This is a genomic window from Staphylococcus marylandisciuri (assembly GCF_025519785.1).
Taxonomy (GTDB): Bacteria; Bacillota; Bacilli; order Staphylococcales; family Staphylococcaceae; genus Staphylococcus; species Staphylococcus marylandisciuri.
Window position 1 is genome coordinate 56536 of sequence record NZ_JAOPKZ010000004.1, and the last position, 26724, is coordinate 83259.

The 26724-nt window shown below is 31.3% G+C and carries 24 protein-coding genes and 1 pseudogene; 21 read left to right on the forward strand and 4 right to left on the reverse strand.

Annotation, left to right across the window (positions count from 1 at the left end; genetic code table 11):
• Positions 1–631 precede the first annotated feature (631 nt).
• From N9R04_RS03010 to N9R04_RS03020, 3 genes are read left to right on the forward strand one after another with little or no spacing between them, the layout of a single operon-like run.
• Entirely contained in the window at positions 632–1648 is a 1017-nt protein-coding gene (locus N9R04_RS03010) for a YqcI/YcgG family protein (RefSeq protein ID WP_262855029.1), read from the forward strand.
• A gap of 27 nt (positions 1649–1675) precedes the next feature.
• Positions 1676–2320 (forward strand): HAD family hydrolase, encoded by a 645-nt coding sequence (locus N9R04_RS03015; protein WP_373316335.1) that lies wholly within the window; start codon positions 1676–1678, stop codon positions 2318–2320.
• A complete protein-coding gene (locus N9R04_RS03020; RefSeq protein WP_262855030.1) occupies positions 2320–3471 on the forward strand; it encodes an MFS transporter in 1152 nt (383 codons plus the stop codon). The genes N9R04_RS03015 and N9R04_RS03020 overlap by 1 nt, the downstream gene beginning before the upstream one ends.
• A gap of 1014 nt (positions 3472–4485) precedes the next feature.
• On the opposite strand, the gene N9R04_RS03025 is transcribed toward N9R04_RS03020, so the two are convergent.
• On the reverse strand, positions 4486–5430 hold the full coding sequence (locus N9R04_RS03025; RefSeq protein WP_444544741.1) for a CHAP domain-containing protein: 945 nt from the start codon (positions 5428–5430) through the stop codon (positions 4486–4488).
• 581 nt (positions 5431–6011) lie between these two features.
• Between N9R04_RS03025 and N9R04_RS03035 the strand changes: the two genes are divergently transcribed.
• The 16 genes and pseudogenes from N9R04_RS03035 (at position 6012) to N9R04_RS03110 (ending at position 22785) form a co-directional block, all read left to right on the forward strand.
• Positions 6012–6305 carry a WXG100 family type VII secretion target gene (locus N9R04_RS03035; RefSeq protein ID WP_262855032.1) on the forward strand — a complete coding sequence of 98 codons (294 nt, stop codon included), beginning with the start codon at positions 6012–6014 and terminating at the stop codon, positions 6303–6305.
• Between the two features lie 77 nt (positions 6306–6382).
• Complete coding sequence (gene esaA, locus N9R04_RS03040; protein WP_262855033.1) at positions 6383–9475, forward strand: type VII secretion protein EsaA; 3093 nt, start codon at positions 6383–6385, stop codon at positions 9473–9475.
• Positions 9475–9937, forward strand: a pseudogene (essA, locus tag N9R04_RS03045) (type VII secretion protein EssA). The gene esaA and the pseudogene essA overlap by 1 nt, the downstream one beginning before the upstream one ends.
• The gene (locus N9R04_RS03050; RefSeq protein WP_262855035.1) at positions 9909–10151 is read left to right on the forward strand and encodes an EsaB/YukD family protein; all 243 of its coding nucleotides are present in this window, start codon (positions 9909–9911) and stop codon (positions 10149–10151) included. Before essA ends, N9R04_RS03050 begins: the two are co-directional and overlap by 29 nt.
• Positions 10152–10163: 12 nt before the next feature.
• Positions 10164–11495 (forward strand): type VII secretion protein EssB, encoded by a 1332-nt coding sequence (gene essB, locus N9R04_RS03055; protein WP_262855036.1) that lies wholly within the window; start codon positions 10164–10166, stop codon positions 11493–11495.
• A 20-nt stretch (positions 11496–11515) separates the two neighbouring features.
• The gene (essC, locus tag N9R04_RS03060; protein WP_262855037.1) at positions 11516–15964 is read left to right on the forward strand and encodes a type VII secretion protein EssC; all 4449 of its coding nucleotides are present in this window, start codon (positions 11516–11518) and stop codon (positions 15962–15964) included.
• Between the two features lie 5 nt (positions 15965–15969).
• The gene (locus N9R04_RS03065; RefSeq protein WP_262855038.1) at positions 15970–16239 is read left to right on the forward strand and encodes a TIGR04197 family type VII secretion effector; all 270 of its coding nucleotides are present in this window, start codon (positions 15970–15972) and stop codon (positions 16237–16239) included.
• Positions 16240–16251: 12 nt separating this feature from the next.
• On the forward strand, positions 16252–16647 hold the full coding sequence (locus N9R04_RS03070) for a YwqH-like family protein (protein ID WP_262855039.1): 396 nt from the start codon (positions 16252–16254) through the stop codon (positions 16645–16647).
• Between the two features lie 27 nt (positions 16648–16674).
• Positions 16675–18351, forward strand: a complete 1677-nt coding sequence (locus N9R04_RS03075; protein WP_262855040.1) for a T7SS effector LXG polymorphic toxin — start codon at positions 16675–16677, stop codon at positions 18349–18351.
• Positions 18352–19051: 700 nt separating this feature from the next.
• Positions 19052–19486 carry a DUF5085 family protein gene (locus tag N9R04_RS03080; RefSeq protein WP_262855041.1) on the forward strand — a complete coding sequence of 145 codons (435 nt, stop codon included), beginning with the start codon at positions 19052–19054 and terminating at the stop codon, positions 19484–19486.
• A complete protein-coding gene (locus tag N9R04_RS03085) occupies positions 19479–19937 on the forward strand; it encodes a DUF5085 family protein (RefSeq protein ID WP_308445805.1) in 459 nt (152 codons plus the stop codon). Before N9R04_RS03080 ends, N9R04_RS03085 begins: the two co-directional genes overlap by 8 nt.
• A 30-nt stretch (positions 19938–19967) precedes the next feature.
• A complete protein-coding gene (locus N9R04_RS03090) occupies positions 19968–20555 on the forward strand; it encodes a DUF5080 family protein (RefSeq protein WP_262855137.1) in 588 nt (195 codons plus the stop codon).
• 42 nt (positions 20556–20597) lie between these two features.
• A complete protein-coding gene (locus tag N9R04_RS03095) occupies positions 20598–20810 on the forward strand; it encodes a hypothetical protein (protein WP_262855043.1) in 213 nt (70 codons plus the stop codon).
• Positions 20811–20861: 51 nt separating this feature from the next.
• Positions 20862–21068 carry a hypothetical protein gene (locus N9R04_RS03100; protein ID WP_262855044.1) on the forward strand — a complete coding sequence of 69 codons (207 nt, stop codon included), beginning with the start codon at positions 20862–20864 and terminating at the stop codon, positions 21066–21068.
• Between the two features lie 50 nt (positions 21069–21118).
• On the forward strand, positions 21119–21337 hold the full coding sequence (locus N9R04_RS03105; RefSeq protein ID WP_373316336.1) for a hypothetical protein: 219 nt from the start codon (positions 21119–21121) through the stop codon (positions 21335–21337).
• A 773-nt stretch (positions 21338–22110) separates the two neighbouring features.
• Positions 22111–22785: an IS6 family transposase gene (locus tag N9R04_RS03110; protein WP_262855046.1), complete on the forward strand. Its 675-nt coding sequence runs from the start codon at positions 22111–22113 to the stop codon at positions 22783–22785.
• Between the two features lie 59 nt (positions 22786–22844).
• On the opposite strand, the gene N9R04_RS03115 is transcribed toward N9R04_RS03110, so the two are convergent.
• Complete coding sequence (locus N9R04_RS03115) at positions 22845–23045, reverse strand: DUF5325 family protein (protein ID WP_262855047.1); 201 nt, start codon at positions 23043–23045, stop codon at positions 22845–22847.
• Between the two features lie 98 nt (positions 23046–23143).
• On the opposite strand from N9R04_RS03115, the gene typA reads away from it, so the two are divergent.
• The gene (typA, locus tag N9R04_RS03120) at positions 23144–24991 is read left to right on the forward strand and encodes a translational GTPase TypA (protein WP_262855139.1); all 1848 of its coding nucleotides are present in this window, start codon (positions 23144–23146) and stop codon (positions 24989–24991) included.
• 324 nt (positions 24992–25315) lie between these two features.
• Here typA and N9R04_RS03125 read toward each other — a convergent pair whose 3' ends face one another.
• The gene (locus N9R04_RS03125) at positions 25316–25489 is read right to left on the reverse strand and encodes a YlaI family protein (protein WP_262855048.1); all 174 of its coding nucleotides are present in this window, start codon (positions 25487–25489) and stop codon (positions 25316–25318) included.
• A 4-nt stretch (positions 25490–25493) separates the two neighbouring features.
• Positions 25494–25976, reverse strand: coding sequence for a hypothetical protein (locus N9R04_RS03130; protein ID WP_262855049.1), 483 nt, complete (start codon positions 25974–25976; stop codon positions 25494–25496).
• A gap of 200 nt (positions 25977–26176) precedes the next feature.
• Here N9R04_RS03130 and N9R04_RS03135 point away from each other — a divergent pair, with 200 nt between their 5' ends.
• Entirely contained in the window at positions 26177–26452 is a 276-nt protein-coding gene (locus N9R04_RS03135) for an Fpa/YlaN family protein (protein ID WP_262855050.1), read from the forward strand.
• Positions 26453–26724: the final 272 nt, after the last annotated feature.

Consider the following 26724-nt stretch of genomic DNA (forward strand, 5'->3'; position numbering starts at 1 on the left):
TTTGCAGGTAAGGCACCCTGGGAAACCGAGCCACTGACATGGTGCCGCGTCTGCTTGTTGAGGACTTCTCCCAAAGATTCTTAGGCTTTGTTTATTGATAAGAATTAAATATAAGTGAATATTGGTTCAAAACCTAGCTCTCAAAAATGCCACTATTAGAATGAGTAGTTAATCATTATTAATAGATATAAATTGAGGAATTACTTAAAAAGATGGCGTCTAAGAGCCAAGTTCATCAAATAAATAAGCTAAACAATTACCCCCTTAATTTCAGAATAAAAATTTAAAAAGGTTAATGTTTAGCTAAAATTCACAGTCTAAATCCAATGAATGACCTATTAACGTATAGTCTCATTAGGTAATCGCTTTAAACCATTATCTACCACACGTTGAAAATTTAAAACGTATGATAAAACACATAACAGTAAAGGATATATTGCTTTCGAGATTTATAAAATTAATTAAGTGTAATATAGTCAAATTAGAAGCTTCTAAATATTAGGTTTATTTATCATGTAAAGTCTAAAGTTTTAAAAATAGATGTTGATTGTTAACCACTATAAAAATATATTTGAATATTCTATAGTTTAAGATATAATTTTTATAGTGTATATTATCTAGGGGTGATTAAGTGTTTATTTCTCAAAATAATGTCAAGAATTTAGACAAGAAGTATGAATGGTTAAAAAATGAAATTGAAAAGACTCAAAAAGTTATTGAATCTAAAGGGTTTCCATGTGTTTTTGGAGTGCAAGGACACAATAAACAAGTACATTTTTACTCAGCTTTAAAATATCCTTATAGTTCTAAAGAATTAGCACAGGATATCACTGATTATTTAACTAATTTAGAAACAATGCCCAAGAAAGATAGAGGTGTTTCAGGTTTATTAGTTTATTTTGAACCTATAGGTGATATGAACATTCATGCTAAACAGTTTATGGTTTGGGAAGTTCTGTCAACAATGAAAAATGAATATGGTAATGAAGAAGATACTATTGATAATGATCCATTAACCGATGGGTATTCTTTTTTATTTAAAAATGAGCTATGGTTTATTAATTTTAGTTCGAATAGTTATCAAAATAGAAAATCTCGAAACCTTGGAGCTTTTATAACACTAGCTATGCAAACTTTAAGTAAATCTGATGAATATTTTAACTCTAATATGAAAGTTAAAGCTAAGGCACAAAAAACTGTAAGAGACCTTGCTGAAAAGTATGACGGATGCCCAGTACATCCAGGATTAGGCCCAGTTATTGGTTCAGGAAAATTTTCGCCGGCGAAATTATCGTACTTTATCGGTGATACAAATGAAGAAAAATCATATGAGCCATGGAAGTTCAAAAGATTTATACCTAAAAAAATTATTATAGATGATACGATATTACAAAAATATTCAACATCAATTCAAAATTTTCAAAGTCTGTTTAGAAGAGAAAATATTGAAAATTTATCTGATTGTGATAATACTGAATATATAAATAACATGAACTTATTACTGACAAATGATGTTACAACTATAGAAAAATATAGAGAAAGTATTAATATAGCAACCTTCGACAAAAATCTAGCTGCATACTATCATGTTTTTGATATAGACTATTTTAATGATCTATTAGCTTTAAGATATAAAATTAATAGTTAAAAATTATTTTAGAAACGAGGATGAACATTGTATAAAAATTTATTTTTTGATTTTGAAGGAACAATAGCTGATTCAAAGAAATGTAGTTTTATTACAACTAAAAAATCTTTTTTAGATTATGGATTAGAAGAACCTAGTGATAACCAAGTTGCATATTATATGGGTATTCCTATAGAGAAATTATTTGGTTTGATGAGTTCAGTAAAATTAAAACTCGAAGAAAGTAATGAACTTATAACCTTATTTAGAGAAAACTACAAAAAAGTTGAAACTTCGTATTTAGAAATTTATGACAATACGTTAGAACAACTTGAGAAGCTTTGGAAAAAAGCGAAACTATTCGTAGTTTTAAGTAAAAAAACTGATCTATTAAAAAGAAGTTTAAAAATATTAGGAATTAAACAATTATTTTTTGAAGTCGTAGGGTCAGATAAAGTTAAAGAATATAAACCGTCTCCAGATGGGATTTTATACATTTTAAATAAGTACAATTTTTACAAAAAAGAAACTATATATATAAGAGATGCTGTATTTGATATACAATTGGCCAAAAGTGCTGATGTACCTTCATGCGCAGTAGCATGGGGGAGTCATAGCAGAGAGAAATTAAAATTGGAAAACCCTGTTTCTAAATTGAGAATTTTTATCAATAGAGATTTGAGAGGTAGCTGATGTCACTTAACAAAATAGTAACTATAATTGGCTTTTTAACTATGTTTCTTGTTGGGGTTTCTGATTTAATTATTGTAGGAATGATGAATGAAATGAGTGAGGAATTTCATGTTAGTACTTCACTTATTGGTCAGTTAGTAACCATATATGCTATTTCATTCTCTGTACTTAGCCCAATACTAACTAAGTTAACAAAAAATATAAATGAAAAAAAATTATTAGTATATAGTTTAGCTTTTTTTATTATATTGACTATAATAACAACGATTGTTGAAAATTATGTATTACTTTGTATTATAAGAGTAATGTTGGCTGGTACAGCATCATTAATTACTGTTAAATTAATGTCAACAGGAGCGAATATCGTACCTATTGAAAAAAAATCTAGTGTTATTGCTAATATTTATGTTGGATTTAGTGCTGCGAACATACTAGGTATCCCAATTGGAACGTTAATTGCTTCTTATTATGATTGGAAAATTCCATTTTATGGTATAGCCATTATCACTTTTCTGTGCTTATTAAGTGTAATTTATTTTATACCTAGTAATATAAAACAAGATAATGATAATACTAGTGAATACACAATTTTAAGTTATAGAGGAATCGTTATGATATTGTGCTTTTTATTATTTATGATGATATCTAATAGCATTTTATTTACATATTTAGAGCCTTTAGTTAAAAGTAAAGGACATAATGTTTTTATTGTAAGTTTATGTTTGTTTTTATCAGGTGTTGCCGGGGTATTAGGTTCTAAATTAGGAAATATTCTGTCAGAAAAAAAGGGATATAGTGTATCAGGGATTATTATTATATTTATATATATATTATCTATTACATTTATTCTATTTATGGGCCAGAGTGTATTTGTGCTAATAATGAGCGTGTTTATTTGGAATTTATTTCACTGGGGAACGAATCCCACAGTTCAGTACGGATTATTGAAATTTTTACGAGGAGATCCTAGTCAAATACTAAGTTATGATATTTCAATTTTAAATCTAGGTATTGGATTAGGTTCATTAGTTGGAGGTATTCTATTCTCTATAGATGATAGTTTTAATTTGTCTATAACTATTTCTATTTTATTAGCTCTTTTATCATTGCTACTTTTAAGAAGTATTAGTGATTCAGGTGTTGTTAAATAAATTTAAACTATGAGATGAATGATAATAATACGGCTTAAACACTATTAATTCGACGCTTAAACTTTTTATAATTATTGTATGTAAACCATGTCGCTAGGCGTGTAGTTCAAGAAAGGATTTTACGTTGTATTAAAATTGGCATCCCTCATGTTAGTTTAATATTTGGTCAGTCAATCAATGTTAACTATACGAGGAGATGCCAATATGTCTAACGACACAAATAGTTTAGCACATACAAAGTGAAACAGTCAGTATCTCATAGTTTTAACACCTAAGTATAGAAGACAAATTATATATAGATATTATAGGCTGTATACTTTTGATATGCCTCCGTTACACCGGATACATAAAGTAAAAAGTTAAATAGAGGCGTTTTCGTGTTTGGATAAATATTTATCAGGTGTTCCTCTAAAACTAAGTACGGGTTAATTATTAGGTGACAAAGTTGTAAAATATTGTTAGGAAAATATAAAATTCGTTGTGAAAATTGCCTCAAAAATAAAAGTAATAAACGTTACCCTTCATTTTTTTAAATAAGTTGTAGAAGAGTATTTTATTACAAGCGCTTAACTAATAGAATTAATCATTAAATATTACATATCTTATACTACCGTTGTAATACAATGCTAATATAAGATATACTTCTGGAAGGACTAAAGAACTACATTCCTAAGCCCGAGGTGTATTAAAGGAAGAAACGCCTATATCTATTCAAACTAAAATAGAAGTGATTCGGTATTATTTATCTAATACAAGTTTAATGTATAGAGACGAGGCTCAACATTTTGACTTACTATATTCATAATTATATCGGCGGATCTATGTGCTTAAACTAAAGGATATGAAACGCTTGATAATAAATATTGATATAAATTTTATACAGAATATATAGATAAAATAGTGACAGAAAAATGAGACAAAAGCTTTTAAAAAATAGCTGATGTTTCATTTTTTTTAGAAATTTAAGGATAAGACTAAGTCTAGTCTGAGTTCAGTAATAGTCATGACACGTTTTTAGTGAATATAATTATATGAACTCACTTCAGATGATGAAATTGTACGTGTTGATGTTATATATGGTGCAATCCAATTCATTTCAGAAATAAATATGCTGCCATCTAAATTAACTCGCTCTACATAAGCTACGTGACCATATGGTCCATTAACTGTTTGTAAGATTGAGCCCGCTGTTGGTTTGTGATCCACTTTAAATCCTGAAGCCAAAGCTTGTCCCGCCCAATTACGTGCATCTCCCCAAAATGTACTAATCGTTTTACCATCTTTGGCACGCTTATCGAACACATACCAAGTACATTGACCGGAAGTATATAAATTATTCTTACTGGTAAATAAAGGAGTATCGATGATTTTGCCATTACCTATTGCAAGTGGTCTTCCATCTATGGTCTGTGCTTTTTCATTGAACTCATCTAATTGTAATTCGTCATATAAAATATCCATATCTATATATGTAATCATACCGTGATCATCTTTTTTGTAAGCCTTATTTAAATCTTTATAATCCTCATTTTCGATTTCTGATGGAAAGAGATTAGTAACTGGAGGTGATGGTTCTAGAATGGGTGTATCATTCGTCGTTACTGGGTAACCTAAATTGTTATGTATATTATGCGGCCCAGGCGCCATAGGTAAAGAATCATTCGTTTTAGTAAATGTTTGACTAGAATTATCCCCGCTTGTTTCATGTGAGGATGGTTGATTATTTTTGATTGAATTGGCGTTACGTTTTTTTATAAAAGAGTGATTTTCTAATCGGTTACTTCTAGTCGTATTGTCCTTACTTTGTACATTTGATCCTCCATATGTATACATAAATGTGCCATCTGATCGATTCGTTTTAAATTGAGCATATGGATGTGCTTTTTGTGCTTCCTCAATAGTAGTATAGGTTTGTGCGTAAGTATTGGTAGAAGAAATGACGTTTAAACTGCTAATCATAACGAGCAATACAGATCCTCTTAATATAGTTTTTCTCATAGCAAAAGTTGTAAGCCCTTTCTTTAAGTATTATTTACGATTATACACAACCCTATTCAATAAATAAATAAGTAAATTGTATAATCAGAGAATTTTTATAGCTAATTGTAAATTCTGCGTTATACTTAAGGTTGGAAGAAATAACAAGATTATAGAAGCATATATTCAAAATCAATTACAAGAGGACATCGTTGCAGAATAACTAACAATGATAGAATATATAGCTCTATTAACAGGAGAAGAGAATAATAGATTGAGAAAAATTTAGACTCCTTTTAAGGGTCGCTGAGGAAGTAGTAAAGTTGCTGAATTTTTCCAGTGGCTGTTCAATGAGTGATCAGTAACTTAGACTTTTGGCCAGAGAGCAAACCATTCACTTTATGAATGGGTTTTCATTTTTTTGAAAATTTTGAATAAAAGTGTATACAACATGAGCCCGTTAGGTTATTATTATGTTTAAAGTACATATCTTTAAAAACTTTTGTTTTTTTAAATGTGACTTTTAAAAAGTTTGGTTAATACCATTTCAGGAGGTTTTTATTATGGCAATGATTAAAATGAGTCCAGAAGAAATAAGAGCTAAGTCTCAATCATACGGTAATGGTGCTGAACAAATTCATCAAATACTTTCAGATTTAACGCGTGCACAAGGTGAAATTGCTGCTAACTGGGAAGGACAAGCATTTAGTCGTTTCGAAGAACAATTCCAACAATTAAGTCCAAAGGTAGATAAGTTTGCTCAATTATTAGAAGAAATCAAACAACAGTTAAATAGCACTGCTGATGCTGTACAAGAACATGACCAACAGTTATCAAATAATTTTGGTTTACAGTAATTATTTTAAAATATTGAGCCACATGTCAAAGTGTGGCTTCAATTTAAATATTTTAAAAGAGTTGAAAGGAACAACTTATGCAAAAGAAAAAATGGATTTATACGTTAGCCATAATATTAATCGTTTTGATAACTTTCACGGGAATTTTGATGGTTGTTCAACAAAAAAATGGTGACCAAACTGAAAATAGTATTAAAAATGAAGTAAAAAAGAATAAAGATATTCAAATAGCAATAGTAAATGAGGACCAGCAAACAACTTATAATGGTAAAAAAATTAAATTAGGTGAACCATTTATTGAGAGGTTATCTTATCAGAATAAATACAAATTTGAAACAGTATCTAGAAGTATTGCAGAAAATGGATTGAAACAAGGTAAATATCAAGTCATGCTTGTCATACCAAAGAATTTTTCAAAATTAGCTATGCAAATAGATGAAAAAACACCATCTAAAATGTCTATACAGTATAAAACGGCTGTAGGTCAAAAAGAAAGCGTAGCAAGAGAAACTGAGAAGGTTGTTGGCAGCGTATTAAATGATTTTAATAAATATTTGATTCAGATATATTTAACAAGTATTATTGATAATTTACACAATGCTCAAGAAAACGTTAGGGATATTATAAAGCGTGAACAGAGCGTATATAATAGATTTTCTGATTATTTACTCAATCCATTAAATGATTTCCCATCGCTATTTACAGATGCCTTGGTTAATTCATTAGGTGCTAATCATGACATTACAAAAATGATTCAAAACTATAATAATTCATTGTTAAGTTCTGATTCTAGTGTTTTTAATATTGATACGAATAGTTCAGCATCAACAATTGTGCAAGATCAAAATTCGCTATTTGAAGAAAATATCTCGGCTTTAGAACAGACATTGAATGATTATAAATCTCAGAAACGCAGCGTAGAAATCAATAACTATATTAACCAATTAAAACAAGTAAATAGTCATTTGGATCAACAGACAGATATAGAAAATCGGTCAAGAAAAGTATATAAAAAAGCTTTTAAAGAGACTTTAAATAAAATAGAGAAAGATATTAAAAAAGAGGAATCACCATTTACAGAAGAGATGGTTGATGAATATAGACAAAAACTCACAGAGTCTATGAAGACGCAGTTAGACAATAACAAAGAACTAAAAGAAGCTTTAGAATCATCTAACACAGAAAGACAAAAAGTTAATGACACGATGATTAATAATTTACGCAATGCAATAGAAAATAATCATACGAGTGACGATGCATTTTATATTCTCAATATGTCAGCGCAAGATTTGAAAAAAACAGGTTTGTCTCCAGAATCAGTTTCTGAGTATCAGCAAATATTAGACGATGTTCAAACATTTAAAGAAGATTTTAATAAATCTCATCCAGGTGAACACATTCGTCAGGATAATTATCATGAAGAATTAAATGCGGATGATACGACGAAGTTAATTAATAAAGGCGTTAATGTTGAACGTCAGGAAACAATAAAAAGTAAAGATTTAAATCAGTTAACAATTGCAACAGACCCAAATTTTAATTTTGAAGGTACTGTGAAGATAAATGGTAAAAAATACGATATAAAAGATCAAAATATCGAATTAGATACTACCCGAAGAACTTATAATATTGAAGTGAAAGGTGTAGCCAAACTAAAGCCAGAAGATAAATATCAAAAAGCTTTCCTTAAAGATAAAATGATGCGTTTACAATTAATATTTGGTCAAGCGAACAAGAATAAAGATGAAAATAATGAAAAAACAGACGAAGGGACAATAGCGAAATCAACTGAGAAACAAGAAGGAGAAAATATAAGTGTTGTCGATTTATCAATTAATCATAACCTAGAAGGGCAGTTAATTAGAGCGGAAGTCAAGCAACAGTTACGTTCATTAGATAGATTTAAAGCGCAATATAATATATTTAAAGACATGGATTTGAAATTAGAAGATCCTAAAATAAAAAATGAAGATATTGTAAACATGATGGTTAACGAAGTTATTAAAGATATGGAGCACTTTAAAATGGACAAATCATCATTACTAAATCTAATTGAAGATATGAATGATTCTTCCGATAAGATGATCGATGAACTTCTTAATAACAAAGATCAAATGAGTAAAATTAAAGAAGACATCAATACGTTAGTTAATGATTTAAGCGAAACTGAAAAAACACTTAATGACGATCCCGTAGAACCCAAGGTTGATCGAGAAAAGGGTAAAGAATTCACAACTTTATCTACAAATTTAGATATTGAAATAAGTAAATTATCACAGAGAAGTACGCAATTATTATCAGACAGTCAAAAATCCAAGTCTATCTCAGAGTCAATAAGCGGAAAGTTAAATCAACTTGATGATAATGTTAGCAAACTTCATGCAAGTGGTAAGGCACTTGGAACAAGAGCAAATGACTTAAATAAAGAAATGGCAGAAAATGACAACGACAACCAATTATTTTCAAAACATTTTGAAAAAGTTCTAGCTAATTCTAAAGACGGGGCTCGTCAGAATGAAGCTTTAAAAGCATTTATGAGTAACCCTATACAGAAGAAAAATCTAGAAAATGTATTGGCAAACAACAGTTCAAAAGACACAATGTCTTCAACAATTCTTGTCCTACTCATGTACTTATTAGCAATGATGACTGGCTACGTATTCTATAGTTATGAACGTACCAAAGGAGCATTGAATATCGTTAAAGAAGATTTTAATAGGCATAATCATTTATGGAATAATTTAATTAACGCTGCAATCATTGCTACGGCTGGTTTAGTAGAGGGCATAATTATAGGTATCATCGCATTGAACCGTTATGCGATATTATCAGGATATAAAGTAAGATTTATGTTGATGATTATTATTACGATGGTTGTATTTGTATTGATTAATACTTATTTATTAAGACAATTAAAGTCCATTGGTATGTTTATTATGATTTTAGTACTAGCTATGTACTTTGTAACAATGAATTATTTAAATCCTACTGGTAATAATCAGGGATTGAATAAATTCTCACCATTATCATATATCGATACGATGATATTTAATTATTTAAATGCAGAAGACCCAGTGGGTCTAGCCTTAATTATATTAGCTATCGTGGCCCTTATGGGATTCGTATTGAACATGTTTATTAAGCAGTTTAAGAAAGTGAGGTTATTATGATGTTGATTGAAGCATTATTGACCTTGACGTTATTAACTGCAGATAAACAACATGGAAGCCTTGATATTAATGTTAAGCAAGAGGATAAAGAAATCATTAATAATGGTTTAAATCAATATGATACAACATTGTTTGATAAAGATAGTAAAGCTGTAAATGAAAGAATCAAAGAAAAGAAACTAAAAAAAGAACAAGAAATTAAAAATAATATATTTCATGTTCAGCCCGGCACATCGGCCCGTTTGGATGATATAAAAAAAGTACTGTTTACCTCAACAAAGAATTCTGAAAAAGGTTCGCAAAGTGATAAAAAACCTTATATTCAAAACAAGCAGGAGAAAAATATATTACCGTACATTTTGTTAAGTATAGGAGCTTTTTTAACAATTGGATTTGTCATATTTTCAATTAGAAGAGGGAGACGAAAACAACAATGAGACAACACAAAAAAGTGACGTTTGATTTTTCTAATTATAATTTGGGGACGTACGATTTAGCTGTACCTATATATTTACCGCTAAAAAGCTTGCTGCCTTTAGTAATTGATAGTTTAGATATTGAAATTTACGACCTGAGAATTCAAGTTAAAGTGATGACCAAAAAGCAATTATTAGTAGAAAATGATAGATTAATTGATTTTCAAATTGCTGACGGTGATATTTTGAAATTATTATAAGGGGAATGAAAAATGGCTAATAATATGTCTAAAGAAAATAATGAACTTGAACCATTAGACAGTGCAATAGATACGGATCATCAAAATATACAACGAATAGATAAGAGAGAAATATCTAAAGCTTCAATTAAATCAGAACACCATCATCTAATGTATTTACTCGAACAACGTAGCCAATATTTCATAGATGCTAATGTGACAGAACTCAAGGATAGCTATCAAATTCACTATAATCTTTCCGAGCATGCAATACCCTTTGAAAATATAAAAGCATTTTCCAAAAATGAAAAGTTAAGATATTTATTAAACATATCAAAATTACAAGATATAGGTAATACGAGATATACATTTAATTTAGGTGCAGAAGAACTTTATTTTACAAAAGATGGTTTACCATTGGTGAAAACACGAGGTTTGAAAAATATAGTTGCACCATTACCTTTGTCAGAAGAAGAATTGTTAACGCGTTACAAAGCACTTATCATTCATGCATTTAACCAAAAGACATCATTCGAAGCATTAGTTGAAGGCAATTTAGATTTACATAAAGGCACGCCTTTTGAAAATAAAGTGATAGAAACAAAATCCCTAACAGAATTACAATCATTCTTGAATAGTCAATATGATAAGCATCAAAAGGATTACACCCAAAATTTCACATACGTAAGAAAAATACGATACACCATTTTTAAATGGTTGGCTACTACAGTTAGCGTTATAACAATTAGCTTGATTGCCTTTTTGGCATACATATATTTTTCAGTAATGAAAATAAATGAACAAGTAGAAAATGGATATCAATCCTATGTGAAAGCAGATTATACGCAAGTACTAAATGACTATAAAGATTTAAATGGAAAAAAGTTAGATAAAGAAGCGTTATATATTTATGCAACAAGTTATATAGAAACGAATAAACAAGGGTTAGAGAAAAAGAAAAAGGAAAATTTATTAAACAATGTAACACCTAACTCAAACAAAGATTATTTGCTGTATTGGTTTGAGTTAGGTCAAGGACATCTAGATGAGGCACTAAATATTGCTACATATTTAGACGACAACGACATTATGAAACTAGCATTAATTAATAAACTAAGTGATATAAAAAATAATCCGGATTTATCAAATGATAAACGTTCAGAAGAAACGAAAAAATATAATGATAAATTACAAGATATTTTAGATAAAGAAAAAGAAGCTAAAGAAGAAAAGGCTAAAGAACAAGAAGAAGCAGATAAGAAAAAAGATGAAAAAATAAAACAACAAGAAGAAAACGAGAAAAAGCAAAAAGAACAAGCACAAAAAGATAAAGAGAAAAGACAAAAGGCCGAACGTAATAAATAGTATGGGACTGAGACACCACGATGCATAAATTAATTATAAAGCACCAAGAACAATTAAAAATGCTCAATCTGAAAGACCATAAAACGTATACGATTAGTAATAATGACAGCGCAGATATTACAATTAAAAATTTAGAAGAAGTTATTCATTTAGAGCAAAATGACGCAGGCATGTGGCAAGCAAACCATACAACGATATTTCAATCTCTAGTACGTAAAAGTGAACATGGTAACATTAATTTAATGCTTTATTCTGATGATGAAACACTTGCGTTTGAATATCCATCAGCTCAAGATGTAATGACAATTGGGCCAAATTCATTTGAAGATATAGAAGTTCATGATTTGTCCAGTGTGTTGATGTTTAAAAATATCAATAATATTAGGCGCCAACAATATCTATTGTTAAGTAATGATAGTAGTGTTGATGTATATGTGAACTATGAATTAGAAAAAGGAAAGATCAAAAAGATATTTGTAGGTGATCATGTATTTATAGAGGGAGTTTGGATAGAAATTCAGGCAGAAGGACTTGTGATTCGTTCACATAAGTCAGTGCAGTCTCAGTTAATTCGATTGATGAGAAACGAGCCTAATGCTCAATTAGATGAATTTAATGACTATCATCGTTCCCCTAGAATTATTCATCGGGAACCGACAGATAAAATAAAAATAGAGAAACCACCACAGCCTATTCAAAAAAATAACACAATGTTATGGCGATCGATTATACCGCCACTCGTAATGATTGCATTAACTGTAGTGATTTTTTTAGTAAGACCTGTTGGTATTTATATACTGATGATGGTGGGTATGAGTGCAGTTACTATTATTTTCGGGATAACAACATATATTACTGAAAAAAAGAAATATAGAGAAGAAGTTGAGAAACGAGAAAAGGATTATAAGCAGTATCTGAGTGATAAAGCGACAGAAATCAATAATGCGATCAAAGATCAACGATTTAGTTTGAATTTTCATTATCCTACATTGCCAGAAATTAAGGATATTGTTGAAACAAAAGCACCTCGTATTTATGAGAAAACATCACATCACCATGACTTTTTACATTACAAATTGGGGATAACAAGTATTGAGAAATCTTTCGAAATAGATTACCAAGAAGATGAATTTATCCAACGCCGTGATGAGTTGTTTGATGATGCTAAAGAGCTATATGAATTTTATCAAGATTTAGAACAAGCGCCACTAGTGAATGACTTAACACACGGACCTATTGCATATATCGGTACACGTCATCTCATTATTGAAGAATTAGAAAAAATGATGTTACAGTTAGCAACTTTCCATAGTTATCATGATATCGAATTTCTATTTGTTATCCGAGAAGATGAACGACAGTGGTTTAATTGGGCACGATGGTTACCTCATATGACGTTCCAAGCGCAAAATATCAGAGGGTTTGTATACGATCAACGCACGCGGGATCAGATATTGACATCAGTATATAGCATGATTAAAGAACGTATACAAACAGCGCGTGAACACAGTAAGAGTAACGAAAAAAATATTTTCAATCCGCACCTCATCTTTGTGATTACAGATATGTCACTCATTATAGACCACGTTATCTTAGAATATGTGAACCAAGATTTATCAGAATATGGTATATCGCTTATCTTTGTTGAAGATGTAATTGAAAGTTTGCCAGAGCATGTAGAGACAATTATTGACATTAAATCACGTACTGAAGGCGAACTGGTAATGAAAGAGGAAGAATTAAAGCAATTGAAATTCATACCAGAAGACATGGGTGACTTAGACAAAGAATATATCGCCAGACGTTTAGCGAACTTAAATCATATTGAGCATATAAAAAATGCTATTCCGAATAGTATAACATTTTTACAAATGTACAATATTAATGAAGTGGAAGCACTAAATGTTGAGCAACGTTGGCAACAAAATGAAACATTTAAGACGATGGCAGTACCTTTAGGTGTGCGTGGCAAAGATGACATTTTGTCATTGGATTTACATGAAAAAGCGCATGGTCCTCATGGATTAATCGCAGGAACAACGGGTTCAGGTAAATCAGAGATTATCCAATCGTATATACTTTCGTTAGCCGTCAACTTCCATCCCCATGAAATTGCATTCTTACTAATTGACTATAAAGGTGGTGGTATGGCTAATTTATTTAAAGATTTAAAACATCTTGTAGGTACAATTACCAATTTAGATGGTGATGAAGCCATGCGTGCATTGACGTCGATTAAAGCTGAGTTGCGAAAACGGCAACGTCTATTTGGTCAATTTGATGTGAACCATATTAATCAGTATCATAAGCTCTTTAAAGAAGGTATAGCTACTGAACCTATGCCACATCTATTTATCATTTCTGATGAATTTGCCGAATTAAAATCTGAGCAACCGGATTTCATGAAAGAACTCGTATCAACTGCGCGTATTGGACGTTCTTTAGGGATACATTTAATACTCGCTACACAAAAACCTTCAGGTGTTGTCGATGATCAAATATGGTCCAACTCTAAATTTAAATTAGCGTTAAAAGTGCAGGATAGACAAGATAGCAATGAAATCTTAAAAACACCTGACGCAGCAGATATCACCTTACCTGGTCGTGCTTATTTACAAGTAGGTAATAATGAAATTTATGAATTATTTCAATCTGCGTGGAGCGGTTCTGTTTATGACTCTATAGGAGACGCACTTGAAGTGGAAGATAAGACGATTTATATGGTTAATGATTTTGGCCAATTACAAGCGATCAATAAGGATTTAAGTAGTCTAGACAATGAGGAACCAGAAGAGACTTTAACAGAGTTAGAAGCGGTTATTGATCATATTGCGCAAGTTACTGAACGTTTAGGTATAGAACATGTCAAACGCCCTTGGTTACCACCATTACCTGAAGCGGTATATCAAACGGAGTTAATAGAGAGTGACTTTAGAAAACTATGGTCAGACCAACCACCAGAAGTAGAATTAACAATTGGTCTTAAGGATGTACCAGAAGAACAATATCAAGGCCCAATGTCACTTAAGTTAAATCAAGCAGGCCATATCGCTTTGATTGGAAGTCCAGGTTATGGCCGTACTACGTTCTTACACAATACAATATTTGATATAGCACGTCACTATCGTCCAGATCAAGCTCACATGTATTTATTTGATTTCGGAACGAATGGTTTGATGCCTGTATCAGATGTGCCGCACGTAGCAGATTATTTTACAGTAGATCAAGAAGATAAAATTGAAAAGGCGATTAAGAGAGTTAACCAATTAATATCAGAACGTAAGAAACTTCTTAGCCAAGAACGTGTAGTCAATATTGAGCAATTTAATAAGGAAACACAAGCAACTGTTCCTAACATCTTCATCATGATTGATAATTACGACACTGTTAAGGAATCAACATTTGTTGAATCATTTGAAGAAATGATGGCTAAAGTTGCGCGTGAAGGACTGGCATTAGGTGTATATATTATCTTAACAGGCTCTCGATCTAATGCGATTAAGTCAGCGATATTCACAAATATAAAAACTCGTATCGCACTTTATTTATTTGAAAATAATGAGCTCACGAATATTATTGGCTCTTATAAGAAAGGTGTGAAAGATATTAAAGGTCGTGCTGCGATTAATGATGATAATTTCACTCAAATGCAGATAGCACAGCCGTTTGAATTGGATGATGGGCAAACTTATAACAGTAGAATCGCAGATGAAGTTGCACAAATGAAAGAATATTATGTCGGTGATTACCCTGTACATATTCCAATGATACCGGAGAAAGTTTTACTAGAAGATATGAAGGCGCGTTACGATTTAGAAAAGGTTATTTTGGAAGACCATCTATTACCACTCGGCTTAGATTTTGAAGATGTAGAGTTAGTGAGTTTAGATTTGTCAAAACCATCTATTATTACTGCATTAGAACCTAATGAATTAGAATACATGAATAATCTAATTTTAGATAATTTAAGCATACTAAGCAAACAGAATTTAGTGATTCTAATAGATGTGGATGAGAATTTAGCTAGCTATCAAGATAACGTTACTTCTTATTATTCAACGCATTCTGAATTTAGTAATCTTAGAGCAGGATTCAAACATGAAATAGATGCTAGAAAAGAAGGTAAACGTTCAAGTGAAGATAAAAAAATAGTATTTATTAATAATATAAAACGCTTTAATCAAACAACTGGAATGACTGAAGATGAGATTAGAACACTCTTTAATGAAGGGCCAAAGTATAATGTGTTTGTTATAGCTAGTGGGCTATACTCTGATACAGTTGGAGCATTTGATAAAGAAAGTAAAATGCTAACTAGAACAGTGAGCCAAGCTGTTATAGCGCATAAGATATCAGAACAAGAATTTATAAAAGTTAAAAATCAATATGGAGAACCAGAATTAAAAGCTAGAGAAATGTACTATGTTAATAATCAGGAATACAAAAAAATCAAACTTATTGGGGAGTAACCATTATGATTAAATTAAATCAAGCTGAGGTTTCTGCAGATATAAGCAGTATTCGAAGTAATGGTCAGGGACTTATGTTGAACAATAGCGAAGCAAATCTTTCAAAAACGAATCTAATCACTTTCAAAGAATACGTAGAGATGTTTGAAAATTATCAAACAGCTATCTCTAATTATGAGGGAATAGTAAATCAAGATGTATCGGCGATGGAGACAACAGTTAATGAAATTGTTGCAAATGATCAAGAGATAGCAGGTCAAATAAATAGCTCATAGGGGGAGATTAAAATGAGTAACAAGGGTGAAATCAGAAGACAAATTACGAGAAAAGAGAGTGAAAGAGGTACGAAACAAATAGAATTAATTGATTTAAAAGATGACTTAAGGAGGTTAAAAGAGGCTTTAAAGGAAGTTGAATCATCACAAGATGACTTTACTAGTGCGAAAAGTTTATATGATAAGACGGAAATAAGTGATTTAGATTGGAAAGGTCAAACGCGTAGTAAAAGCGATACACATAAAGATGACATAGATAAAGAAATGAAGTCAGTTGCAGATGATTTTGATGAAAGTATTACGGATTTAAAGAATGATATATCAAAAAAAGAAATTGAGATCTCTGGTGTAGAAGGTGAAATTAGTTCCTTAACCAGTGAAATAAATATTTTGAGAGCTAAATTATAAGTTGAGAAATTATAAGGAGGGATTTAGTTGGGATTAAAAGTAGATATGAGTGAAGTACGCAATTTGAAAAAAAGTATTAGTAATTCTTTAGATTCTGTAAATGAAAAAGTCAATTCATTAAGCAGCAGTATGTCAAATCTTGTTAATGCTGAAGGCTTTGAAGGAGAAGCTGCCACTAGTGTAAAAACCTATACTAATACCTTTCACATTAAAACAATTGATAAAATAGAAAAGATAAATGAACGATTTAAATCGGATATGTCTAAGTCTATAGAAAAATTTCAAAGTGAAGTAGATAATAATGAATCTGCAATTTTAGTTGAAGATCAAATTAAAGAATATAAGACTGATATTGAAGATGCAATAAAAGAAGTTTATAGATCAGCAAGTAAAGCAAATGAAGCAATTGCAAAAGTATCAGAATTAACTACAGCTACAGAAATAAAAAAAGATAACTTATTTAATAAAATGGGCGAATTTAATAAGCATATTGATAAAACAATTGAAAAATTAACTAGCTTTGATTCGAATAATTCTATTGACGGAGATAGAACAGATAACTTGATAACTGAGTTAAGTGGCTTGAGTTCCTATGTAAAAGGATTATCTCCAAATAGAGCTAGAATAAAATCTACAAGTTCTAAGATAGAGAATGCTATTATAAGGCACAAAACGAGTGAAAAACTCATTAAATGGCAAAAGCTTATGGAGTCTACAAGTGACAAACTATATAGCGTACCAGGTCTAAGTAAAAAGAATTATGATTTAATTCTAACGGCGGGACGAGAGTATTTTGCTTTGAAAGCAATTGGCGGAGGTAGTGCAAGAAAAGGATTTAGTAAATATATGAATATCAGAGACATGGATAAACTCATTAACAATTTAGATAAAAAAACTTTAAGTAAAATGGCTACAATTTTTAATACTGATAGAGGAAATATTAAGATTAAGAACGTTATTAAAAATGCAGGTGAATTTGTTAAAAGCAATCCATTTGAAAAAGGGAATTTAGTGAATTGGATGACTAAAGTACAAGAATATGATAGTAAAAGCGCTGAATTATTGAAGCAAATTGTAAAAGATAAAAACTTCCAATATCAATTCGGTGATGCTAAAAAGTTTTTTGATGAAGCTGAAGTGAAAAAAGCGGCAAAAACAGAATTTAAAAATACATTTGTAAAGCAAAGTTTTAGAGAAACAATTTTGAAAAAAGAAAATTTTCAATCAGCAACTGCTTTTCAAAAAAATATAAAAAAATATTGGAATGATGATATAAAACAAGGAGTTAAAGAATTTGGAAAAGGTTTTAAAAATAAAAATATATTAGGGAAATCAGGGATGTTATTGAATGGGGGTGGCAAAATATTTAAACCAATAGCGTTCGTTAGTGCTTTTACAGATAATTTAAATAAAGATTCAAAACAAGAACAACTAGTAAGCCTGGGCGTTGATTTATCAATAGCTAGTGGGAGTATCGCAGCAGGTACAGCTATAGGTACTGCTATTCCAATTCCAGTAGTCGGACCAATACTCGGTGCAATTGCAGGTGGATTTGTAGGGATGGCAGCTGACTTTAAAATAGGAGATAAAGCTATAAAAGATCATGTCAAAGATGGGATTAATAGTGGTTTAAACAAAACAAAAGATGCATTTAGTAATGGTTGGGGTCAAGTAGCAAGTGGATTTAAATCAGTATTTAATTAGGAGGTGAAAATATGGATTTAGAAGATATTCAAAGACAATGTATAGAGAACATTAGGCATTCACATTTAATTAGGTTCACGTGAGTCGATTAAATAGCATATGGTTTGTATTTGTTTATCTATTTTGGAGTGGGATTTAAGGGTGGAGTGCCTATGTATATGAAAGTCTATATATGTATTTCTCTATTATTATGGTACGTTCTATACTTACAATAAAAAGGAAAAATTACTCTCTGATTTTAATGAGATCATTATAAGTCGAGGTTGATAAATTACTTTATAGTTAATTTACTTTCTGGTTATAATATACCTTTTTAGATGAGCACTGTCTATGTATTTTATTGTTCGGGTTCTAGAGGTGATGCATTTGACTACTGGTTAATCATAGCAGGGTTAATTTTCATGTCCGCAGTAGTTTTATTTATTTTTAGTTGCGGTGAATTTAAAATGTTTATTGAAAAATATATTTCAATAAAAAAGTTTTGCGGATTTATTTTAGTCATCATCTAATTTATTGGTTTATTTTATTTATCAATGATTGTACCAGCAGACTCTGAAGAATATACAACGATTTGGATGGGAATGATAATGCTTTTTTGTTGTCATATGTTTATAGGGAGATCGTATTTTTATTTAACACTTTTTGATTTTTATTCAGAAAAAGACGGGATTGATTTATAGTGGAGTTAGGAATGCTAATAATGCCATTTTGTGTAAAAATTACATTTGAAATTGATAAAAATGATGATTGGTTGGATGGTTTAGATACTGTGAATGAATTCTTTAAGGACAAAGATATATATCCTACTGGTCCAATCATATTTCAAAAAAAGTCTATTGGAATCGGTGAGTATGAATATACAGCGTTTATTTCATTAAATACAGAATTACATGATATACCCGAATTAAATATAGAATATATCGATATGTTAGAGGTTGGTCCAACACTATCTGAAAAATGTTTCGAAGAAAGTGAATTTGAGCAAGTCTATAGCCAAATAGAGCTAGCAGCAAAGGAAAATGAAGTTAAAATACTAGACCAACCCTATTACCATGTAATGGTTGATTACTTTGGTGGGAGTGTCTTTGAAATATATGCTCAATTAGAACTGAGCGATGGTGATAATAGTGAATAAACATAGCTATTCATCAATCAGATTAAAAAATGTAGCATATAAAGAATTTTTAGATATAACTATCCAAGATTACGAGATGATTTTTAAACAGTTTATATATTTATGTGAAGATGTCGGTGTTAGTTCTACTGGACCCATTAATTTCGCAGTAACACAAATAGACTTACAAAAAAAGTTTAATATAGAAGTTTTTATGCAAGTAGATAAAGGTTTTAGACCAACCAAGGATTTGAATTTTAGAACATATTTTTGTATAGATATGCTATTACAAGGAAGAATAACTTCAAATAATTTTGTTGAGGATGAAATAGCGTTATTAGAAGATATGAATAAGTTTGCTAAAGAAAATAACTTGAGTTTCGTTTCACCGTACTATCATACCTTTAAAACTGATAGAAAAAGTGAAAATGGCTGGATCGATGTGAAAGCAAAGGTTTTTGAAAATGATTAGTTATTGGGATTGAAGATGGGAGTGAATGATTTGATATATATTGTATTAATAAGTTTGTTTATAATGTTTTATGCTGTTAGAGCTATAAGTGTATTAAAAAACGCTGGTTTTTCCTTGCTATCATTTTTAATCGATATTCTAATTTTAATAGCTTTAATTAGCTTTTATTATATAGCTGGAAAGTTAGAGGGACGTGATTTAGACAATGTTTTATTTTTTACACATTTAGGTTCATATATTTATATGTATATTGCTATTAAATACTTTTGGATAAAACCCCGTTTATTAATATATCTGATACAAAAAAACGAAGAGCCAGAAAATGAAGAACTGGCATCTAAAGAACTAGATTTACAAACATCTAGAATTAGATCAATTTACTATTTTATCATATCAATTGTTCTTCTAGTAATTACCAAATTAAAAATGCCGGATAATTTAAGAGAAGATCAATTATCAATGAATCCAATATTTATATTAATTGGAATAATAATTGTATTGATTTGGTTAGCTATCGATATTTATCGTAAGAAAAAATATGACATATTTTTATTTAAAACAATTGTTCCTTTAGTTGTAACAATTTGGATAATTATAGGAACAATTATTTTAGGGTAAATCGATTTTCAACAGGAAATACATTATAAAGGAGATATTTATATGGAAAAGGATGGAAAAGCTTTAAAAGTATGGGCATGGATTTTTATAGTATTAACAATTATCGCTCCGTTATTTGCGGTAGGAAGTATTATTTGTAGCATTAAATATAAAAAATACGATGAAGCCAAAGGATCAAAACTTTTAATGATCGCAATTATAGTCGGGGTTACCATGTTTATTATAAATTTTCTGTTATTACTTGGAATAAGATAACTATTAATTAAGCACTTTTAACAAGAAATACATTATAAAGGAAATATTTATATGGAAGAGAATAAAAAAGATTGGAAAGTATGGGCATGGGTTTTTATAGTACTAACTATTATCAGTCCATTTTTTGCGATAGGAAGTATTATTTGTAGTATTGAATATAAAAAATATGACGAAGCCAAAAGATCAAAACTTTTAATGATCGCAATTATAGTTGGAGTTATCATGGTTATTTTAAATTTCCTGGCGTACTTTGGATAAGATAACTATTAATTAAGCACTTTTAACAAGAAATATATTATAAAGGAGAAATTTATATGGAACAGAATGGAAAAGGTTTAAAAAGATGGGCGTGGATTTTTATAGTATTAACAATTATTACTCCGTTATTTGCGATAGGAAGTATTATTTGTAGTATTAAATATAAAAAATATGATGAAGCCAAAGGATCAAAACTCCTAAAGATCGCAGTTACAGCTGCATTAACTATAGTTCTTTTGAACATACTGACACTACTTGGATTAAGATAACTCTTAATTAAGCATTTTGTAAAGATTTAGTCTAATTCAGAACTGCTTTTTAATTGCTAAATGGTAATCATGTACTGTACGTTTTTTTTCAGGGAAGGTTTCGCCGTTATATTAAGATAGGCATACCTCATGTCATGTTAATACGCAATATAGAATAAGTAAAGGGAGCGGGACGGAAATCTAATTTGAATAAAAAGATTTCGTAGTCCCGCCTCGGCAAGGACAATTAGAATTAAAAAAAGCTTGATACAAGCGCGTTTTCAAATCAGTCATCTACTGCCAAGATGCTAAAAGGGTCTGGGACATTACATTATGTCCCAGACTCATTTTTTATAGTTAAAGAGAGAAGTAGATCGTGCGGTCTTTTGGATTTTAAATCCGTATTCAAAACCGATCAGCTTTACTCTCGCCTTTTGAAATTCGATTGGAGTATGTTGGGTTCTTGAAACCGTGTATAGGAAAGTGAAATGAGAAAGGTTAAGTAAAGTTCTTGCTTCTCAAAAACGATATTGGAGGTTTGACTTATCAATTATTTAGGCATTGATATAAGTAAGAAAAACAGTGTCATCGCTCATTATAACCATGACAAGCTCCAAGTTGTGAGAATTGCTCCTTTTAATTTTATTAATCTCTAAACATTAATCTCCACAATATAAAGATACTACCCACTATAGCAATAATTATAAAGAACCAAATACCCATTTAATCCCTCCCTAGGGTTCTGTTGCAAAGTTAATTTTGTAGTATAATTTTAACAAAAAGAGGTATTTTCTATGAACTATTTCAGATATAAGCAATTTAACCAAGATATCATAACCGTAACCGTTGGCTACTACTTAAGATACGCACTGAGTTATCGTGATATATCTGAAATATTAAGAGAACGTGGTGTGAACGTTCATCACTCCACCGTTTATCGTTGGGTTCAAGAATATGCACCTATTTTGTATCAAATTTGGAAGAAAAAGAATAAAAAAGCTTATTATAAGTGGCATATAGACGAAACGTATATCAAAATTAAAGGGCAATGGTGCTACTTATATCGTGCGATTGATGCAGATGGTCATACACTAGATATTTGGTTGCGTAAAAAACGCGATCAGGTTTCAGCTTATGCATTTATTAAGCGACTGATTAAACAATTTAGTAAACTTAAGATGATTATCACTGACAAAGCACCATCAACAAAGGCAGCTATATCTAAAGCAATTAAAGATTTTAACCTCAACAAAGATTGTCATTGTACGTCTAAATATCTCAACAACTTAATTGAACAAGACCATCGTCATATTAAAATAAGAGAAGGGAAATATCAAAATTTAAATACAGCTAAAAATACACTTAAAGGCATTGAATGTGTTTATGGATTGTATAAAAAGAACCGCAGGTCTCTTCAGATCTACGGTTTTTCACCATGTCATGAAATAAGTTACATGTTGGCGAGTTAATAGCAAAAAACATCAAAGTCATCACTAGTGATTTATTTTTATAACTTTGCAACAGCTCCTTAAAACCAATCATTCTCACGGTATTTCTTCTTAAGGGAGAAACCTACGCCAAATGTTGCAATGAATAGTATAAGTGTTAAAATCATGTATGGAATATTTCCAGCGCCTATACTGAAACTAAAAAGCGTTAGGAATAATATAGCGAGTACTGCAAGTACCCAGAATATTGCTTTAGACTTTTTTTGTTGATTGTCTTGCATCTAGACCACACCTTCTTGTATTCTTTCATCAATTATATGATATAATAAAAAAGTTGCAATTAAAAGTGGGAATCTACTATAAGAAAGGAAAATATATAATGACTAATTTAAGAGAAGATGTTCGTAATATAGCTATCATCGCTCACGTCGACCACGGTAAGACAACTATTGTTGATGAACTATTGAAACAATCAGGTATTTTCCGTGAGAACGAGCATGTCGATGAGCGTGCTATGGATTCTAATGATTTAGAGAGAGAACGTGGTATTACAATCCTTTCTAAAAATACAGCGGTTAATTACAATGGCAACCGCATCAATATATTAGATACACCAGGTCACGCTGACTTTGGTGGTGAAGTAGAACGAATCATGAAAATGGTAGATGGTGTTGTACTTGTAGTGGACGCTTATGAAGGTACTATGCCACAAACGCGTTTCGTGTTAAAAAAAGCTTTAGAACAAGATTTAAAACCTGTAGTTGTTATTAATAAAATTGATAAACCAACTGCTCGACCGGAAGCAGTAGTTGATGAAGTATTAGATTTATTCATCGAACTTGAAGCTTCAGAAGAACAATGTGATTTTCCAGTTGTGTACAGTTCAGCAGTCAATGGTACTGCAAGTTTAGACTCAGAACAACAAGACGAAAATATGAAAGCTCTATATGAAACAATCATTGATTATGTACCAGCTCCTATAGATAATAGTGATGAGCCTTTACAATTTCAAGTAGCCTTATTGGATTACAATGATTACGTAGGCCGAATAGGTGTTGGTCGCGTATTTCGCGGCACAATTAAAGTAGGGGACAATGTGTCGTTGCTTAAATTAGACGGTTCAGTTAAGAATTTCCGCGTGACTAAATTATTTGGTTATTTCGGCTTAAACCGTGAAGAGATTGAAGAAGCTAAAGCAGGAGATTTAATTGCAGTTTCAGGTATGGAAGATATTAACGTAGGGGAGACTGTAACTCCGCAAGACAATCAAGAAGCCTTACCTGTGTTACGAATTGACGAACCCACACTTGAAATGACTTTTAAGGTTAATAACTCACCGTTTGCTGGACGCGAAGGTGATTACGTAACTGCACGTCAAATTCAAGAACGCTTAGATCAGCAATTAGAAACAGACGTCTCACTTAAAGTTACGGAAACAGATTCTCCTGATACTTGGGTCGTTGCAGGACGCGGTGAATTACACTTATCTATTTTAATAGAGAATATGAGACGTGAAGGTTATGAATTACAGGTCTCTAAACCTCAAGTTATCTTACGCGAGATTGATGGCGAGGTTTGTGAACCGTTTGAACGCGTGCAATGTGAGGTGCCTTCTGATTACACAGGGGCTGTAATTGAATCACTAGGAGCGCGTAAAGGTGAAATGGAAGATATGATTACTACAGACAATGGTTTAACACGCTTAATCTTTATGGTTCCTGCGCGCGGTATGATTGGTTACACTACTGAATTTATGTCTCAAACGCGTGGTTATGGTATTATCAACCATACCTTTGAAGAATTTCGTCCACGTATTAAAAGTCGTTTAGGTGGTCGTCGTAATGGCGCGTTAGTCTCAATGGATAAAGGTCAAGCAAGTTCTTATGCTATTATCAATTTAGAAGATCGTGGAACTAACTTCATGGAACCAGGTACAGAGGTTTATGAAGGTATGATAGTCGGTGAACATAATCGCGAGAACGATTTAACTGTGAATATAACTAAGACTAAGCATCAGACTAACGTACGTTCTGCCACTAAAGATCAAACAGAGACTATGAAACGCCCACGTATCTTAACGCTTGAAGAAGCCTTACAATTTATTAATGATGATGAATTAGTTGAGGTTACTCCAGAAACTATTCGTATTAGAAAGAAAATCTTAGAAAAAGGCGCTCGTGAAAAAGAAGCTAAACGCGTAAAGCAAATGATGCAAGATGAAGAATAAACATTAATGAGAAGACTCATATTAATAATTTAAGCACTATGATGATTTAAGGCCGTAGTTCTTCAAGGAAGCGGGACAGAAATCTAATTTGAATAAAAAGATTTCGTAGTCCCGCCCCGGCAAAGATGTTGAAGAGGCTGAGACATTACATTATGTCCCAGCCTCTTGAAGAACACGTTCTCATACCATTTAAATCATCATAGTGCTTTTTCACGAAATTGATGAGACATCTTAAGAACATACTAAACTTCACAGGATATAGCTTAGTTGTCTCGGTAGCATTTACACTAAGATATGCGATCAAGATTTATATTTAGAGCATTGTTATCTATGATTAAAAGTCGTTTGTTGACGGCGTTGCTTCGGAGTATCTAGTCTACTTTTACATTCGTCGCACATAAAAGTATGAATAGGATCGTTGCGAAGGCGTTTAGCTTCAAGCGTATTCTCATCGATAAATACTATAGTATCGCAGATGATACATTGAACCTTTCTCATTCAGTTAGCACACCTCTATATTTGTTACATGTTTAATACTATATTGATAGCCTTCCTCTGGAATATAAACAAAGCTATCAATCATATTATCTTCATATAACCTTTTACCATCTTTAGCAAATTGAAAGAATAGATATGGTAAGAGGTCTAGGGGAATATCTATCGTATCCTCATCATTGGACAGGCGGATAGTCGTTGCATCTGAAGCGGGTTCTGCATTCTTAAAGAATGGCGTCATATTAATGACAAATGAGCCTTCTAAGACTGAGCGCTTTTTGTACTTTATTTCTGAATTTAGAGTTGGAGGGTTGGTCTGACCTTCTAAAATGGCGCGGTTCCATTCTCTATTATCTTCGAAAGCGATAGGTTTAGTTCCATCAAACACACCTTTTTCTAAATCTTCTAATCTAACTTTCCGATCGTCAAAGATCCATGTGGTACTATCTAAAGTGATAGGAAATTTAACCTTACCCTTAATTTGTATCATACTTACACTCCCTCAAGTTGATAGTTATATGTATTTTGAAAATTAATTTAAGTAGCTACAAACTCGTAATACGTTAGTCTACATGACTTAATTTTATCACATTTGATAGGTTTGCGTATAATCTTCAAATTCACTTGCTTTTTAATAATGAGTAAGATAGAATTTGTCTTATAAGCTATAAATGATAGGGGGAGTATGTCATGGTAAAAAGCCAAAAGTTAAAAAGTGCGGCATATGACCAATTAAATAAGGACGCGGAAAGAATTTTCCAAATGATTAAAGTTCAAATGGATAATTTAACTTTACCGCAATGCCCATTATACGAAGAAGTATTAGACACTCAAATGTATGGCTTACAAAAAGAAGTGGATTTTGCTGTAGAGCTTGGTTTGGTTGATCGTGAGGCAGCAAAAGATATTATGCTTCGTCTAGAAAAAGAACTTTCTAAATTACATGAAGCCTTTACAAACGTATAATTGAACTAAATATCAACTGTAAATGAAGGTCATCGATTTATAGTGTATATATAGATAGTGGAAATTAAGTATAAAGAGAGGTCGGGACAACAGCGTTTAGGATTTGAGGATGGGGCCCCAACACAGAGAAACTGTTAACCAGTTTCTACAAGCAATGCAAGTTGGGGTGGGTCCCAACAAAGAGGGAGCGGGACAGAAATCTAATTTGAATAAAAAGATTTCGTAGTCCCGCCCCGGCAAGGATGACTAGAATTGAAAAAAGCTTGATACAA

Coding starts and splice junctions, on each gene's coding strand:
- N9R04_RS03035 (WP_262855032.1), top strand. CDS start 6,012: ATGGCAATGATTAAAATGAGTCCAGAAGAAATAAGAGCTAAGTCTCAA.
- N9R04_RS03065 (WP_262855038.1), top strand. CDS start 15,970: ATGATTAAATTAAATCAAGCTGAGGTTTCTGCAGATATAAGCAGTATT.
- essC (WP_262855037.1), top strand. CDS start 11,516: ATGCATAAATTAATTATAAAGCACCAAGAACAATTAAAAATGCTCAAT.
- N9R04_RS03115 (WP_262855047.1), bottom strand. CDS start 23,045: ATGCAAGACAATCAACAAAAAAAGTCTAAAGCAATATTCTGGGTACTT.
- N9R04_RS03125 (WP_262855048.1), bottom strand. CDS start 25,489: ATGAGAAAGGTTCAATGTATCATCTGCGATACTATAGTATTTATCGAT.
- N9R04_RS03110 (WP_262855046.1), top strand. CDS start 22,111: ATGAACTATTTCAGATATAAGCAATTTAACCAAGATATCATAACCGTA.
- N9R04_RS03095 (WP_262855043.1), top strand. CDS start 20,598: ATGGAAAAGGATGGAAAAGCTTTAAAAGTATGGGCATGGATTTTTATA.
- N9R04_RS03050 (WP_262855035.1), top strand. CDS start 9,909: ATGAGACAACACAAAAAAGTGACGTTTGATTTTTCTAATTATAATTTG.
- N9R04_RS03100 (WP_262855044.1), top strand. CDS start 20,862: ATGGAAGAGAATAAAAAAGATTGGAAAGTATGGGCATGGGTTTTTATA.
- N9R04_RS03130 (WP_262855049.1), bottom strand. CDS start 25,976: ATGATACAAATTAAGGGTAAGGTTAAATTTCCTATCACTTTAGATAGT.
- essB (WP_262855036.1), top strand. CDS start 10,164: ATGGCTAATAATATGTCTAAAGAAAATAATGAACTTGAACCATTAGAC.
- N9R04_RS03080 (WP_262855041.1), top strand. CDS start 19,052: ATGCCATTTTGTGTAAAAATTACATTTGAAATTGATAAAAATGATGAT.
- N9R04_RS03020 (WP_262855030.1), top strand. CDS start 2,320: ATGTCACTTAACAAAATAGTAACTATAATTGGCTTTTTAACTATGTTT.
- typA (WP_262855139.1), top strand. CDS start 23,144: ATGACTAATTTAAGAGAAGATGTTCGTAATATAGCTATCATCGCTCAC.
- N9R04_RS03070 (WP_262855039.1), top strand. CDS start 16,252: ATGAGTAACAAGGGTGAAATCAGAAGACAAATTACGAGAAAAGAGAGT.
- N9R04_RS03135 (WP_262855050.1), top strand. CDS start 26,177: ATGGTAAAAAGCCAAAAGTTAAAAAGTGCGGCATATGACCAATTAAAT.
- esaA (WP_262855033.1), top strand. CDS start 6,383: ATGCAAAAGAAAAAATGGATTTATACGTTAGCCATAATATTAATCGTT.
- N9R04_RS03025 (WP_444544741.1), bottom strand. CDS start 5,430: ATGATTAGCAGTTTAAACGTCATTTCTTCTACCAATACTTACGCACAA.